Origin of the sequence: Amycolatopsis nivea (assembly GCF_004522235.1) — a bacterium.
GTDB classification, from domain to species: Bacteria; Actinomycetota; Actinomycetes; order Mycobacteriales; family Pseudonocardiaceae; genus Amycolatopsis; species Amycolatopsis nivea.
Genome location: NZ_SDLT01000007.1, coordinates 1 through 13,893, shown reverse-complemented (window position 1 = coordinate 13,893; position 13,893 = coordinate 1). Strand labels below are relative to the sequence as shown.

The window sequence follows — 13,893 nt, the reverse complement described above, 5'->3', positions numbered from 1 at the left end:
GCCCCCGGCGAGGGGGGAGGGTCCGGGGGCCGGTTCCTACGGTACCCGGACCGGAGGGGTTGAGTCGACGGTTTCGACTCTTCCGCTCAAGTTTTGGTGGCATTCACCCGTCGGGATGGTCGCGGGGTGTCCTCGCCCCACGCGTGCACCGCCGCGAGCCAGGCCGCGCCGAGCACCCCATCGGAGCTGGTCAGAACGTTAAGACCGGCGAATTCGGCCCGCACGCGAGCCCCGACCGGGCCGTTTTCGGCCAGCACGCTGCCCACGAGCACGATCGGAGTTTTTTCTCCCGGCTCGCGCGTGGCGCGAGCGACGCGCACGAGATGCCGGGCGCCCCGCGCGACGATCTCCTCCGCGGCGGGCTCTCCGGCGGCAGCGGCGGCACTCACCAGCGGCGCGTACCGCGCCAGCCGGACCGGGGGTTCCGCGTTGGCATGGGTCACCAGTGCCCACATGACCTTGAAGCGATCGGACAGGTCCGCTGCGGACGGTCCGAACGCTTCGGCGAGGACCGCCTCGGGCAATCCGCCGAGCGGGCCGTCGCCCTCGAGCGCGGCGAGCGTGGCGCGCACGGCTTCGCGGCCGAGCCAGAAGCCCGAGCCCTCGTCGCCGAGCAGCCAGCCGTGCCCGCCCGCGGTGGCGATCATCCGGCGGCCGCGGATGCGCCCGGCGATCGAGCCGGTGCCCGCGACGAGCACGGTGCCGTCCGGCTCGGCCGTCGCGGACGCGTAGGCCACCTCGGCGTCGCCGGTCACCCGGACCCGGCCGGCGAGGCCGATCCGCTCCCACGCCGCGGTGAACTCCGCCGCGACCGCCGGGTCGGACAGCTTGCTCTCGCCCGCCATGCCGACCACGACGCCGAGCACGTCGGTCCGTCCGTCCACTGCGGACTCGATGGCCCCGGCGATCCGGGCCGCCGCCTCCGCGGGCGGATGCGAGTTCGGGTTCGCGCCCGCCGCGGCTCCGGTGCCGTGCACGACGCCGGCGGCGTCGATCGCGATCGCTCGCGTCGACGTGCCGCCGGCGTCCACGCCTACTACGAGGCTCACCGGGTCTTGGTCACCTTCAGCAGACCGCGCGGGTTGTCCGGGTTGCCGCCGCGCGCGAGCGAAAGCCCGAGCGCGATCCGCTGGATCGGCAGGATTTCCAGCACTGGAGCCAATTCCTCGACGGTCGGGGCGACCGGGATGCGCACCGCGGCGGGCACGTCGTTCGCCGCCGAGCCGACCGCGAGCACGTCCGCGCCGCGCTCGCCGACCGCTTCGAGGACCTCGCGCATGGCCTCGCCGCCGCGGCCGAGGCTGGTGGCGGCGAGCACGGCGGTCTCGCCGTCGACCGCCGCGACCGGACCGTGCAGCAGGTCCGCGCCGCTGTACGCGCGGGCCGCGAGGTAGCTCGTCTCGGCGAGCTTCAGCGACGCTTCGAGCGCGCTGGCGTAGGAGTAACCGCGGCCAGTGGTGAGCACGCGGTCGACAAAGCGATAACGGTCCACCGCGCGCTGCACGCCTTCGGCGGCGCCGTCCAGCGTCTGCTGGGCCAGTTCGCCGATCTTCTCCGCGTCCTCGCCCTTGCCGCCGCGGATCGCGTCGATGAAGAGGTACAGCGCCATCAGCGTCGCCGAGTACGTCTTGGTCGCCGCGACCGCCTTCTCGACCCCGGCGCCGATGTCCACGCCCAGTTCCGAAGCCGCGCGCAGCGGCGAGTCCGGGGTGTTGGTGACCGACACGGTCAGCGCGCCCTGGCGGCGGGCGGCCTCGGTGACCTCGATCAGGTCCGGCGACCCGCCGCTCTGGCTGACGGTGATGAAGAGCACGTCGCGCAGGTCCGGACGGGCGCCGTAGAGCGTCGCGGTGGACGGCGACACGAGCCCGGCCGGGAGGCCGAGGAGTACCTCGATCAGGTATTTCGCGTACAGCGCGCCGTGGTCGCTCGAACCGCGAGCGGCGAGCAGGGCGAACCGCGGCGGGTTCTGTGAAATCTTTTCCGCGACTGCTGCGATGCCGGACCGCCGCTCGACCAGCCCGGCCAGAATGCTGGGCTGCTCCGAGATTTCCGCGGCCATGTGCTCGCCGGGACGTAGTTGGGTCATCACTTTCCTCTCCGCCGGGACGGGTGTCCCGGTGTGCTGAGCGGCGTCCGGTCAGGTCTAGACCAATGCTAGCCGGGCGGAGCGGGTCGGGAGAAGGGTACGTTTCCTCACGGGGCAGTGGCGCGTTTAATGTGGGAAGACTGAGGGAGCCGGGCATGCTGGAGACACCCCCCGCGAGCGAGGCGGGGACTGCTGCGCGAGGGCAGCGCGAACCCAAGTACTGGGCGCTGAAGCAGCATCTGCTGGACCTGCTCGACGCACTGCCGCCGGGATCGCCGATCCCGACCGAGCGGGCGCTGGCGGGAGAATTCACCGTTTCGCGCACCACCGTGCGCCAGGCGCTGGCGGATCTCACCGCCGAGGGCAGACTGCACCGCGTCCAGGGCAAGGGCACCTTCGCCGCCGAGCCGAAGCTCGCGCAGCGGCTGCAGCTGTCCTCTTATACCGAGGACATGCGCAAGCAGGGCCTGAAGCCGTCGTCCCAGTTACTGGAACTCGAAGAGCTTCCGGTCGAGGGCGAGATGACGAAGCTGCTGCAGCTGCGCAACGGCGCGAAGATCCTGCGGCTGCGCCGGCTCCGGCTCGCCGACGGCCAGCCGATGGCGCTCGAGACCACGCACCTGCCGCTCGGCCGGTTCCGCGGGCTGCGCAAGCACATCACCGCGGGCGGTTCGCTGTACGCGGTGCTGCGCGAGCATTACGGCGTCGAGCTGGAGCGCGCGGAGGAGACGATCGAGACGTCGCTGGCCGGGCCGCAGGAAGCGGAGATCCTCGGCGCGGACGTCGGCATGCCGGTGATGATGCTGACCCGGCATTCGTTCGCCACCGACGGCAAGCCGGTCGAGTTCGCCCGCGCGGTCTATCGCGGCGACCGGTACAAGTTCGTCACCACGCTGCTGCCCTGATCGCGTGAGTGTCGCGGGGGACACCGGCATCCGCTGGGGCACGCCCGCGGCTCGCGGCGTGCTCTGGACGACCATCCTCGGTTCGGGGATGGCGATGCTCGACGGCACGATCGTGAACGTCGCGCTGCCCCGGATCGGCGAGGAGCTGGGCGCGTCCGTCGCCGGTCTGCAGTGGATTCTCGACGGCTACCTGCTGGCGCTGGCCGCGCTGATCCTGGTCGCCGGGTCGCTCGGCGACCGCTACGGCAGGCGGCGGGTGTACCTGATCGGGGTCGTGTGGTTCGGGCTCGCGTCCGGGCTGTGCGCGGCGGCGACGTCGACCGAGCTGCTCGTGCTGTTCCGGGTGCTGCAGGGAATCGGCGGGGCGTTGCTGACGCCGGGTTCGCTGGCGATCCTGCAGTCGTCGTTCTCGCACGAAGACCGCGCGCGGGCGATCGGCTCGTGGTCCGGGCTCGGCGGAATCGCCGCGGCGGTCGGCCCGCTGCTCGGCGGACTGCTGGTGCAGGCGTGGTCGTGGCGGCTGGCGTTCCTGATCAACCTGCCGCTCGCGGTGATCGTCGTGCTGATGGCGCGACGGTTCGTGCCGGAGTCGCGCGATACTGCGGCGACCGGGCATCCGGACTACGTCGCCGCTGCGGTCGGCGCGCTCGGGCTGGCCGGGGTGACCGGTGCGCTGGTCGAGGCGCCGGTGCGCGGGATCGGCGATCCGGTCGTGCTGGTCGTGCTGGTGGTCGGTGTCGCCGGGCTCGGGATGTTTCTGTGGCTCCAGCACCGGGCTGCCGAACCGCTGGTGCCGCCCTCGTTGTTCCGCGACCGGACGTTCACGCTGTCGAACGCGCTGACGTTCGTGGTTTACGCGGCGCTCGGCGGCGTGATGATGCTGCTGGTTCTGCAGCTTCAGGTGTCGCTGGGGTATTCGCCGACGCTGGCCGGGCTGGCCGGATTGCCGATCACGGTGATCATGCTGTTGCTCTCCGGCCGCTCAGGGGCGCTCGCGCAGCGGATCGGACCGCGGCTGCAGCTGGTGGTCGGGCCGATCGTCGTCGGCGTCGGGATGTTGCTGCTGACGCGGGTCGGACCGGGGTCGTCGTACCTCGGGTCGGTGCTGCCCGCGGTGGTGGTGTTCGGGCTGGGACTGGCCACTGTGGTCGCCCCGGTGACCGCGACTGTGCTGGCCGCCGCCCCGGACCGGTACGCCGGGGTCGCGTCCGGGGTCAACAACGCGATCGCCCGATCGGGTGGACTTCTGGCGGTGGCAGTCCTGCCCGCCGCGGCGGGTCTGACCGGTTCGGCTTACCGCGATCCGACCGCGCTGACCGCCGGATGGCAGACGGCGTTGGTGATCTGTGCGGTGCTGGCGATCGTCGGCGGGCTGATCGCGTTAGGAATTCACAACGGGGTGCTCGGCGCTGCCGAACCGGACGATTCGCCGCATCCCGGGGATTGTCTGCATTGCGGGGTGGAAGGGCCGCCCACGCACGTCCATCCGGGCGGGCATCGCTGATTCTTTGTGGGAATGCTGGCTGGCCTACGTGGTGCTGCGGGATCGGGCGACTAGCCGGGTCTCGATGCTCTGCAAGGCAGTGATCAAGGCGCTGGCCTCGGCCGGTTTCGTTCCCTCCAGCAGAGCGGACCATGTGTCGCGCAGCCGTTGCAGGTTCTCCGCTGCCTTGTCGGTGGGGTAGAGCCGTACTCGGCGGGCGTCGTCGGGATCGGCTTCGCGGCGCAGCAGCCCCTTGTTCTCCAGGCCCCGCACGGCTCGGCTGACGTTGCTGGAGATCATCTGGGTCGCCTCGGCCGCGGCGTTGACCGTCGTTCCGGGGTGCCGGTCGACGAACCGCATCACCGCTCCTTCCAGCGGCGTCCCCGACTCGGCATTGGCTTCCTTGGCGGCGTTGATGTGCCGGGCCACCGCGAGGATCAGGTCGGCCAACTCGAAGAGCTGTTCGTCTTTCACCCGGCCAGCGTAGCCCAATACCTATCGTTTGACAGGTATCTCCCCGGCGAAGTAGGTTAACTATCAATTGATAGCTAAGGGGAAGTCATGACCACAGGCAAGAGCGCGTTGATCATCGGGGCGTCGCGGGGGCTCGGCTACGCGCTGGCCGCCGAGTTCCTCCGTCGCGGCTGGCAGGTCACCGCGACCGAACGCACGCCGTCCGCACTGCACGAGCTGGCCAAATCGGCCGAGGGCAGGTTGACGGTGGAGACCGTCGACATCACGGCGCCCGAGCAGGTCGCCGCGCTGCGTGCCCGGTCGGGCCGGTTCGACCTGCTGTTCGTCAACGCCGGGACCAACTACACGACCGACCCCTCGGCGACCTTCGCCGACGTGTCCACCGAGGACTTCACCCAGGTCATGGTGACCAACGCGCTGAGCCCGATGCGCGTTGTCGAAACCCTGCAGGACCTGGTTCCCTCGACGGGCACCATCGGCGTGATGTCGTCGGGCCAGGGCAGCGTCTCCGGCAACACGAACGGCGGCTTCGAGGTCTACCGGGCGAGCAAATCCGCGCTGAACCAGCTCATGCGCAGCTTCGCCGCACGGCACGCCGACGACCCGCGCACCCTGCTGCTGATGGCGCCGGGCTGGGTGAAGACGGACCTGGGCGGCCCGAGCGCGCGGCTGACCGTCGACGAGAGCATCCCCGGAGTCGCCGACACGATCGAAGCTTGGGCGGGCAAGGGCGGGCTGCACTACCTGGACCGGCAGGCGCAGACCGTCAACTGGTGACCGGCCTTGAACATCCCCAATGCCACTTTGGGTGCGCTAAACGCACCGAACGCCACTTTGGGTGCGCTAGACGCACCGAGCGCCGCATTGGGTGCGCTAGACGCACCGAATGCCGCATTGGGTGCGCTAGATGCACCGAGCGCCGCATTGGGTGCTCGGCTAGGCGAGCAGTTCGGCCAGCATCGCCGGATCGATGTTGCCGCCGGAAACGACCGCGACGGTGCGTCCGCCGGGGAGTTCGTCGGCGTGGTGCAGGTAGGCGGCCGGAGCGGTCGCGCCGCTGGGTTCCGTCACCAGGCGGCCCTGCTGGGCGAGCGCGCGGACGGTGTCGCGGATTTCGTCCTCGGTCACCGTGATCACGCCGTCCAGGACGTGCCGCAGGTGCGCGAACGTGAGCTCGGACGGTTGCGCGCGCAGGCCGTCCGCAATGGTTCGGGCGCGGTCCGTGATGGGCCACTCCACGATCTCGCCCGCGGCGAGGCTGGCGGCGGTGTCGGCGGCCAGTTCCGGTTCGACGCCGTAGACCTTCGCGTTCGGGCACTTCGCCTTGATCGCCACGCCGACCCCGGAGGCGAAGCCGCCGCCGCTGATCGGGACCAGCACAGTCTCGACGTCCGGGAGGTCCTGTGCGATCTCCAGCCCGACGGTGCCCTGCCCGGCGATGATGTCCGGGTGGTCGAACGGCGGGATCAGCGTGAGGCCGCGTTCCTCGGCGAGGGCGAGCGCCGCCGATTCCCGTTCCGCGATCGGCACTTCGCGAACTTCCGCGCCCCAGCGGCGGGTCGCTTCGACCTTCAGCCGCGGCGTGACGTCCGGCACCACGATCACCGCGGTGATCCCGAATTCGCGCGCGGCGTAGGCGACCGCTTGCGCGTGGTTGCCGCTCGAATACGCGACCACGCCGCGTTCCCGTTCGGCGTCGGTGAGCGCGGCGATCGCGTTGTACGCGCCGCGGATCTTGAACGCGCCGATCGGTTGCAGGCTCTCGGGTTTTACCCAGAATTCGCCGGGAACCCAGAGCTGGCGCAGCAGCGGGGTGTGCACCGCGGTGCCCTTCAGCCGTCCGGCCGCGGTTTCGATGTCGGAGATCGTCACGAGGTGCATGAGGCGAGTATGTCAGGAAAGTGTGAGCTTTAGTCTATCCATTGTGGACAGTCAACGTGGCGTCCCTCACGCTGGGGCAACGAAGGGAGCACCTCGGACGACTTAACCGTTGAAGAAGCAGGGAACAGGGCTGGGAAACGATCAGATCGGAATCATGAGCGAGGAGCAGAAGGAAACCGCGGAGGACAAGAAGAAACTCCGCATGACCTCGGTGCTCGCCGCGGCGCTCGCGGCGGTCACCGCCGCGTTGCTGGGTTCGACGCTGGGGGTCGCGGGAACAGTCATCGGCGCCGGGGTGGCCAGTGTGGTCAGCACCGTCGGCGGCGAGTTGTACCTGCGGTCTTTGCAGCGCACTCGCGATGCCGCGCGGAAGGCGATGGAGACGGCTGCCCGGCGCAGCAGGGGCGCGCTGGTGCCGGTGGAGGCGGTGCGGGAATCCGGTTCCGGCGACGCGGCGACGGTGCATGTCGATGCTGACGTGGCGAACATGCCGACGGTTCGGTTGCGTCCTACTCAGCCGGATGCGGCTGAAGGTCTGGGCGAGAAGCTGCGGAAGATGCGGTGGCCGTTGATCATCGCGTCCAGTGTGGTCGCGTTTGTCGTGGCGCTGGTTGTGCTGGTGGGGATTGACTGGACGACTCAGGGGAATGTGTCGACTGGGTTGATTCCTCGGCAGCCGGAGACCAGTCAGCCGCGGGATGATCATCCGGACAACACGCCCAGTACTCAGCCGCAGGCGCCGCCGACTGGGGAGTCTCGGTCTAACGGTTCGACGTCTACGCCTACTACTACGGCTAGTGCGCCGCCGTCTTCGCCGGCTACGCGGGAGAGTCAGGCACCGACTTCTTCGTCTAAGCCGTCTAGTAGTTCGCAGGCGCCTAGTGGCAGTCAGACGGCTACTGCGCCTGTGGTTCCGTCTAATGGTGGGGAGTAGCTCGTCGCCTGGCGGCGACATTGCTCTCTGGCGTGCGTGGGGCACCCCGAAGCTTGATTGTGCTGACGGTTCGGGGGTGCTTGTCAAGGCGGGAAAGATGCCTTGACAAGCACCCCCGAACCGCAGGAGAGCTTCGTATCGGGGTGCGGGGGAGGTGTGGGTGCCTCGCTCGTTGGGTGCACTGGCTGCGGGTGGGGCTAGGTGCCTCGCTCGTTGGGTGCGTCGGCGGGCGTGGTTATCCCAGGTGGGCTCGTAGGGTTTGTGCGGCTGCTTTGGGGTCTTCCGCCTCGGTGATTGCTCGGACGACGACGATTCGGGTTGCGCCTGCGGCCAGTACTTCGGGTAGGCGGGGTTCGTCGATGCCGCCGATGGCGAACCACGGGCGTTCGGTGTTGCTCGCTGCGGTTGAGCGGACCAGGTCCAGGCCGGGGGCGAAGCGGCCGGGCTTGGTCGGGGTGGGCCAGCAGGGGCCGGTGCAGAAGTAGTTCACTCCTGCCTCGGTGGCGGCTGCTGTGGCTTGCTCCTCCGAATGGGTGGATCGGCCGATGACTACGTCGTCGCCTAGGACTCGTCGGGCCAGGGAGACTGGGATGTCGTCTTGGCCCAGGTGCAGGACGTCGGCGCCGACGGCCAGCGCTACGTCCGCTCGGTCGTTTACCGAGAGCAGCGCTCCGTGTCGGGCGCAGGCCTCTGCCAGGACTTCCAGTGCTGCGATCTCCTGCTTGGCCTCGAGCGGGGCGCCGCCGGTCTTGTCCCGCAGTTGGATGATGTCCACGCCGCCCGCCAAGGCTGCGTCGGCGAACTCGGCCAGGTCGCCTCGGGAGGCGCGGGCGTCGGTGCACAGGTACAGCCGGGCGTCGGCTAGCCGGGTGCGAATTTGGTCTCCGGTCAAGGCAGGCATGGCGGTGACGTTACCCGCGCGCTACGGTGTGGGAGTCCGCACGGGAGCCCGAGGCAACGGGCTGAGAGGGAGCTGCCGCTCCGACCGTGGAACCTGATCCGGGTCATGCCGGCGCAGGGAGCGTGATTCCACTGTGAACACCAGCACCACAACCGTCACTGTCGTCGGCGGCGGCGTCATCGGGCTGTCCGTCGCCTGGCGCGCGGCCGCTCGCGGATGGCGCGTCACGGTCGTCGACCCGGAGCCCGCGCGCGGCGGGGCGTCCTGGCTGGCGGGCGGGATGCTCGCGCCGGTCACCGAGGCGTGGCCAGGCGAGGAAGCCGTGCTCAGCCTGGGGGAAGCGTCGCTGCGGCGCTGGCCAGGCTTCGCACGCGACCTCGCCGACGAGGGCACCGATCCCGGGCTGGCCGAGCACGGCACGATCGTCGTCGGGTTCGACAGCGCCGATGCCGGGCACCTCGACATCCTCGCCGGGTACCTGCGTTCGCTCGGCCGCGACGTCGAGACGCTCACCGGCCGCGAGGCGAAGCGGCTCGCGCCGGGCGTCGGTGCGGTGCGCAGCGGCCTGCACGTCCCGGGCGATTTAGCCGTGGACAACCGGAAACTGCTCGCAGCGCTGAGCGAAGCGGCTACGAAGCGTGGGGTCGAGTTCCGGCGTGAGCGGCTCGAGAGTCTTTCCGACGTGTCCGGCCCGGTGATCCTCGCCGCGGGGGCGTGGACCGGGAAGCTGCATCCGTTGCTGGAGCACGCCGTACGCCCGCTGAAGGGCGAGATTTTGCGACTGCGTCCGCGTCGTGGCTGTCTGCCGCCTCCGCCGTACACGGTGCGCGCGATGGTCGAAGGGCGGCCGATCTATCTGGTACCGCGAGAAGACGGCGAACTGGTCCTTGGCGCGACGCAGTACGAAGCCGGTTTCGATCAGGCTGTCACCGCGCGCGGCGTACGTGAGTTGCTGGAAGGCGCGGAACGTATTCTGCCCGGCATCACGGAGTACGAGCTGGTGGAAGTCGCCGCCGGACTGCGTGCCGCGAGCCGCGACGCTCTGCCGTACATCGGCGAAGTGAGCGAGGGCGTGTACGCGGCGACAGGACATCACCGCAACGGTTTGCTGATGGCGCCCGCGACTGCGGACGCCGTGGTCGCGTGGCTGGCCGGCGAAGCCCCGCCGCCGGAGGTCGCCGCGGCGACGCCCTCCCGTCTGGTCGAGAAGGAGCGAGTCTGATGGAGATCAAGGTCAACGGCGAATGGCGGGAATTCCCCGACGACAGCACCGTTTCCGCGGTCCTCGACGCGCTGGGAGCGGAACGCAGGGGCGTGGCCGTCGCGGTCAACGGCGAGGTCGTGCGGCGTGGCGAATGGGAAGAAGCGGTCGTGCCGAAGGGCGCGCAGCTCGAAGTGCTGACTGCGGTTCAAGGAGGTTGAGCATGGACGACCTGATCATCGGCGAACACAAGCTGTCGTCGCGACTGATCATCGGCACCGGTGGCGCGGCGAATCTCGAAGTGCTGGAACGAGCGCTCGTCGCGTCGGGCACCCAGCTCACCACCGTGGCGATGCGCCGAGCCGACGCCGAGGGCGGCTCGGGCGTACTGGAGCTGTTGCGGCGCTTGGACATCGAGCTGCTGCCGAACACCGCAGGCTGCCGCACGGCGGCGGAAGCCGTGCTCACCGCCCAGCTGGCCCGCGAGGCGCTGGAAACGAACCTGATCAAACTCGAGGTGCACGCCGACGACCGCACCCTGCTGCCCGATCCGCTGGAAACCCTGGAAGCAGCCGAACGCCTGGTGGCGGACGGCTTCACGGTGTTCGCGTACACCAACGACGACCCGGTGCTCGCCCTGCGCCTGGAGGAAGCGGGCTGCGCCGCGGTGATGCCGCTCGGTGCTCCGATCGGTACTGGGCTGGGAATCCGGAACCCGCACAACATCGAACTGATCGTCTCGCGCGCGTCGGTGCCGATCGTGCTGGACGCCGGGATCGGCACGGCGTCGGACGCCACGCTGGCCATGGAACTCGGCTGCTCGGCGGTACTGCTGTCGACCGCGGTGACCCGGGCGGCGGACCCGGAACGAATGGCCTTGGCGATGCGGAGCGCGGTGGAGGCCGGGTATCTGGCGCGCGGGGCGGGAAGGGTGCCGCAGCGGTTTTGGGCGCAGGCGTCCAGTCCGCCTCGCTGATGTGCACTTGCCCTCCATCGGTACGGCGTCGGGACGAAGGTGAGACCCCCTTTGAACGATCATACGAAGGAAGTGCTGTGGTCGAGTGAGAGAAGCTTCCTGCTCTGGCGCTACGGTTCCGGTCACTCGCAACTGCTGTTTCGCAGTGCTGAATTCGATGAGGGTTCGGACGTAATTCGAATCCTGTTCCACACTGTTTCGATGGTGGAGACGGTTATCCGCTACAGTGGTCCGCTGTCGTTAGTGGTGGTCGATCATCATCCTTCGTACCGGGAGACGTCGAAGTTTCCGCATATGCTGATCGAGATTCATGGAAGCGACCAGCGGGGCTTCGTCGCGGCCGGTGGTGTTCGCATTACTCGTGGAACGCGGGATGACGGTGAAGGGGAACTTATCTACGCGACCGGCAAAGCGACAGGTGATGGGGGTGTCAGCGAGGTCGGATCAACCCGGCGGTGACCCACTGGCTCAGGTCGGTGAGCAGGTCTGCCTTCGGATTGCCGTGTGGGAGGAACGGTTCGTGAGTGGCTTGAAGCGAGAACTCCTGTTTTCCGGCGTTTCGGAAATCGGATTGAGCATCGGGCACGGCGGCCCAGTGGCTCTGTGGTCTGTTGACCAGCAACCTCGGCCGAGGTATCCGCGCTTGCTTGTCGAGATTGACGGTGGTGAGCGGAAGGGCTTCGCTGATGCCGCCAGCCTGCACATTCATCGGGAAAATCAGAGCGGCGACCAGCTCGAGTGTCTCTTCAAAGCTAACGCGGGAAAGGCTTAACAGCTGGTCGGCCAGGGTGCGTCAGCGCCGGTGCGCGCACTTCACGGAACTGCGATCACCACTTTGCCGCGCACCCCGCCTTCCTCGAGTGCTCGATGCGCCCCCGCGATATCCGCCAGCGGAAATACCCGGTCCACCAACGGTCGCACCAACCCGGCGGTGACCCAGCGGCTCAGGTCGGCCAGCAGGTCTGCCTTCGGATTGCCGCTGAACCCCCGCACCCACCGCCGACGTCGTAGCGAATTGGCCGCGACATAGCCAACCGCACGGGCCGGACGGTTGAGGTCGAACGCGATCGCGACCATCCGTCCGCGCGGGGTCAGCAGTTGCCGGAACGTGTCTAGGTCTCGGCCTACGGTGTCGAGGATGACGTCGAACTTCCCCAGGTCGCCCGGATCGCGGTAGTCGAGTGCGACGTCCGCACCGAGATCCCGTGCCAGTTCAAGGTTCTTGGCGCTGGCAAGACCGGTCACGTGCGCGCCCATTGCTTTGCCGAGTTGTGTGGCCACGAAGCCGACCCCGCCGGTCGCGCCGCGGACCAGCAGGCGTTCGCCCGGTTTCAGATGGGCCTTGTCCCGCAGTGCGGTGATCGCGGTGATGCCCGCCAGCAGCGACGCGGCCTGCGCGGGATCCAGCCCGGCTGGCACGTGGTCCAGTCGATCTGCGGCCAGCACGTGGTACTCGGCGGCGGTGCCCATCCGCCGCCCGCCGCCCCAGACTAGGTCGCCGGGTGTGAACCGGCTGGTTCCGGGATCGACGACCTCACCCACCAGGTCTACGCCGATTCGCTTGGGGAAACGCTTGCCGCTGAACGGAAGCAGCTTCCCGGACCGCATGGCTAGTTCGCCGCCGTTGACTGTCAGCGCGCGCACTCGGACGAGGACTTCGCCGGGGCCGGGCGTCGGCGTCGGGACAGTGGTCTCGCGCAGGACTTCCGGTGGTCCGTAGCGGTCGTAGGTGATGGCGCGCATCGAAATGGAAGGCATGTTCCACTTCTAGCACGGAAAGTGGAAAGGGTCTTCCGATTCACGTAAAGTGAGAGAGTGCCGGAAAAATCGACTCGGTTGCGCACCGACGCCGCCCACAATCGCGCGCACCTCCTCGAGGTCGCCGAGCGCACGTTCGAGACCGAGGGGCTCGACGTGTCGATGAGCGAGCTGGCGCGCCGCGCAGGTCTGGGCGTCGCCACGGTGTACCGCCATTTCCCGACCAAGGCCGACCTGGTCGCGGAAGCTTTCGCGGAGCCGATGGCCGAGTGCGCAGGCATGCTTGACGAGGCGCTCGCCGACCCCGATCCGTGGCGCGGGTTCTGCCGGGTGATCGAGGAGGTGTGCTCGATGCAGGCGCGCAACCACGGTTTCTCCGCCGCGATCGTGACCGCGCTGCCGGATCAAGCCGCCTTCGCCGAGTTGCGGGACCGGGCGTTGCGGGCGTTCGCCGAGTTGATCCGCCGGGCGCAGGACGCCGGTGCGCTGCGGGCCGACTTCGCGGTTTCTGACCTGTCGTTGATCTTGCTGGCGAACGGCGGGCTGCGGTCCGGTGCGGGAGCCGCGGCACCGGCGGCGTCGCGGCGACTCGCCGGCTACCTGCTGCAGTCGTTCCGGGCGGAGGCCGCCGCGCCGCTGCCGCCGCCCGCGGAGCTGCCGCTCGACGTGTCGGTGCTCTGAATGGGGCGGCCAAGCTGCACGAATAGCCGGGTTGTGGTGATTTCGCCCGCGCTTGACACGGATTGAGCACGGGTACGCCGTATGGTTGACGGCACCCTTTCCGGCGCACCCAGCGGCGGGCACCAGCGTCAGAAGGAGCCGATCGTGACTCTTTCCTCGGTCCAGGACGTAACGGGCCGGTTGTATCTAGCGGTGGGGCGGCTTTCCCGCTCGCTGCGCCAGGCGGGCGCGCCCGGGCCCGGACACGGGTCGATTTCCGCGCTGGCCACGCTCGTCCACTTCGGCGAGCTGCGCCTCGGCGACCTCGCCGCGAAGGAAGGCGTCGCGGCGGCCACGATGTCGCGGATCGTGGCCACCCTGGTGGAGGCCGGTTACGTCACGCGCGAATCCGACCCGGTCGACCGGCGCGCCTGGCTCGCCCGCGCCACCGAGGAAGGCGAACGCCTCGTCTCCGGCGTGCGGTCGACCCGCGTGCAGGAACTCAACCGCCGCCTCGACCGGCTCACGCCCGAGGCTCGCGAGTCGATCATCGCCGCGCTGCCCGCGCTGGAAGCCCTGATCTCCGACGAGGGCTAGCTGTGATGTCCAGGGAGGTTGGTCAGCCGGGTGA

General features: G+C 69.2%; 17 protein-coding genes and 1 riboswitch. Of the genes, 10 read left to right on the top strand and 7 right to left on the bottom strand.

The window, feature by feature from the left end:
* Positions 1–86 precede the first annotated feature (86 nt).
* Both EIZ44_RS10160 and EIZ44_RS10155 read right to left on the bottom strand, forming a co-directional pair.
* The gene (locus EIZ44_RS10160) at positions 87–1,049 is read right to left on the bottom strand and encodes an N-acetylglucosamine kinase (protein ID WP_134728413.1); all 963 of its coding nucleotides are present in this window, start codon (positions 1,047–1,049) and stop codon (positions 87–89) included.
* Entirely contained in the window at positions 1,046–2,089 is a 1,044-nt protein-coding gene (locus EIZ44_RS10155; protein WP_037807968.1) for an SIS domain-containing protein, read from the bottom strand. Before EIZ44_RS10155 ends, EIZ44_RS10160 begins: the two co-directional genes overlap by 4 nt.
* 155 nt (positions 2,090–2,244) lie before the next feature.
* Here EIZ44_RS10155 and EIZ44_RS10150 point away from each other — a divergent pair, with 155 nt between their 5' ends.
* On the top strand, positions 2,245–2,994 hold the full coding sequence (locus EIZ44_RS10150; RefSeq protein ID WP_009084055.1) for a GntR family transcriptional regulator: 750 nt from the start codon (positions 2,245–2,247) through the stop codon (positions 2,992–2,994).
* A gap of 4 nt (positions 2,995–2,998) precedes the next feature.
* Positions 2,999–4,498: an MFS transporter gene (locus tag EIZ44_RS10145; RefSeq protein WP_134728412.1), complete on the top strand. Its 1,500-nt coding sequence runs from the start codon at positions 2,999–3,001 to the stop codon at positions 4,496–4,498.
* Positions 4,499–4,522: 24 nt separating this feature from the next.
* On the opposite strand, the gene EIZ44_RS10140 is transcribed toward EIZ44_RS10145, so the two are convergent.
* Positions 4,523–4,951 carry a MarR family winged helix-turn-helix transcriptional regulator gene (locus tag EIZ44_RS10140; RefSeq protein WP_037809291.1) on the bottom strand — a complete coding sequence of 143 codons (429 nt, stop codon included), beginning with the start codon at positions 4,949–4,951 and terminating at the stop codon, positions 4,523–4,525.
* 87 nt (positions 4,952–5,038) lie between these two features.
* On the opposite strand from EIZ44_RS10140, the gene EIZ44_RS10135 reads away from it, so the two are divergent.
* Positions 5,039–5,728 carry an SDR family NAD(P)-dependent oxidoreductase gene (locus tag EIZ44_RS10135; RefSeq protein ID WP_134728411.1) on the top strand — a complete coding sequence of 230 codons (690 nt, stop codon included), beginning with the start codon at positions 5,039–5,041 and terminating at the stop codon, positions 5,726–5,728.
* Between the two features lie 159 nt (positions 5,729–5,887).
* On the opposite strand, the gene EIZ44_RS10130 is transcribed toward EIZ44_RS10135, so the two are convergent.
* A complete protein-coding gene (locus EIZ44_RS10130; protein WP_134728410.1) occupies positions 5,888–6,832 on the bottom strand; it encodes a threonine ammonia-lyase in 945 nt (314 codons plus the stop codon).
* A 154-nt stretch (positions 6,833–6,986) separates the two neighbouring features.
* On the opposite strand from EIZ44_RS10130, the gene EIZ44_RS10125 reads away from it, so the two are divergent.
* On the top strand, positions 6,987–7,766 hold the full coding sequence (locus EIZ44_RS10125; RefSeq protein ID WP_134728409.1) for a hypothetical protein: 780 nt from the start codon (positions 6,987–6,989) through the stop codon (positions 7,764–7,766).
* Positions 7,767–8,001: 235 nt separating this feature from the next.
* Here EIZ44_RS10125 and thiE read toward each other — a convergent pair whose 3' ends face one another.
* Positions 8,002–8,667 carry a thiamine phosphate synthase gene (thiE, locus tag EIZ44_RS10120; protein WP_134728408.1) on the bottom strand — a complete coding sequence of 222 codons (666 nt, stop codon included), beginning with the start codon at positions 8,665–8,667 and terminating at the stop codon, positions 8,002–8,004.
* A 30-nt stretch (positions 8,668–8,697) separates the two neighbouring features.
* A riboswitch (TPP riboswitch) is annotated at positions 8,698–8,804 on the top strand.
* Here thiE and thiO point away from each other — a divergent pair.
* From thiO to EIZ44_RS10100, 4 genes are all read left to right on the top strand, one after another.
* Positions 8,801–9,889 (top strand): glycine oxidase ThiO, encoded by a 1,089-nt coding sequence (gene thiO / locus EIZ44_RS10115; RefSeq protein WP_134728407.1) that lies wholly within the window; start codon positions 8,801–8,803, stop codon positions 9,887–9,889. (Overlaps the previous riboswitch by 4 nt.)
* Entirely contained in the window at positions 9,889–10,089 is a 201-nt protein-coding gene (thiS, locus tag EIZ44_RS10110; RefSeq protein ID WP_037361904.1) for a sulfur carrier protein ThiS, read from the top strand. The genes thiO and thiS overlap by 1 nt, the downstream gene beginning before the upstream one ends.
* A gap of 2 nt (positions 10,090–10,091) precedes the next feature.
* Entirely contained in the window at positions 10,092–10,844 is a 753-nt protein-coding gene (locus tag EIZ44_RS10105; protein WP_037807946.1) for a thiazole synthase, read from the top strand.
* A 51-nt stretch (positions 10,845–10,895) separates the two neighbouring features.
* Entirely contained in the window at positions 10,896–11,303 is a 408-nt protein-coding gene (locus EIZ44_RS10100; RefSeq protein ID WP_134728406.1) for a hypothetical protein, read from the top strand.
* Here the strand turns inward: EIZ44_RS10100 and EIZ44_RS10095 are convergent.
* On the bottom strand, positions 11,275–11,553 hold the full coding sequence (locus EIZ44_RS10095; protein WP_134728405.1) for a hypothetical protein: 279 nt from the start codon (positions 11,551–11,553) through the stop codon (positions 11,275–11,277). The genes EIZ44_RS10100 and EIZ44_RS10095 overlap by 29 nt on opposite strands.
* A gap of 104 nt (positions 11,554–11,657) precedes the next feature.
* Positions 11,658–12,602: an NAD(P)-dependent alcohol dehydrogenase gene (locus EIZ44_RS10090; RefSeq protein WP_134728404.1), complete on the bottom strand. Its 945-nt coding sequence runs from the start codon at positions 12,600–12,602 to the stop codon at positions 11,658–11,660.
* Positions 12,603–12,659: 57 nt separating this feature from the next.
* Here EIZ44_RS10090 and EIZ44_RS10085 point away from each other — a divergent pair, with 57 nt between their 5' ends.
* Positions 12,660–13,283 (top strand): TetR/AcrR family transcriptional regulator, encoded by a 624-nt coding sequence (locus EIZ44_RS10085; RefSeq protein ID WP_037807937.1) that lies wholly within the window; start codon positions 12,660–12,662, stop codon positions 13,281–13,283.
* A gap of 144 nt (positions 13,284–13,427) precedes the next feature.
* Positions 13,428–13,859, top strand: coding sequence for a MarR family winged helix-turn-helix transcriptional regulator (locus EIZ44_RS10080; protein ID WP_037718524.1), 432 nt, complete (start codon positions 13,428–13,430; stop codon positions 13,857–13,859).
* The last annotated feature ends 34 nt before the right edge of the window (positions 13,860–13,893 follow it).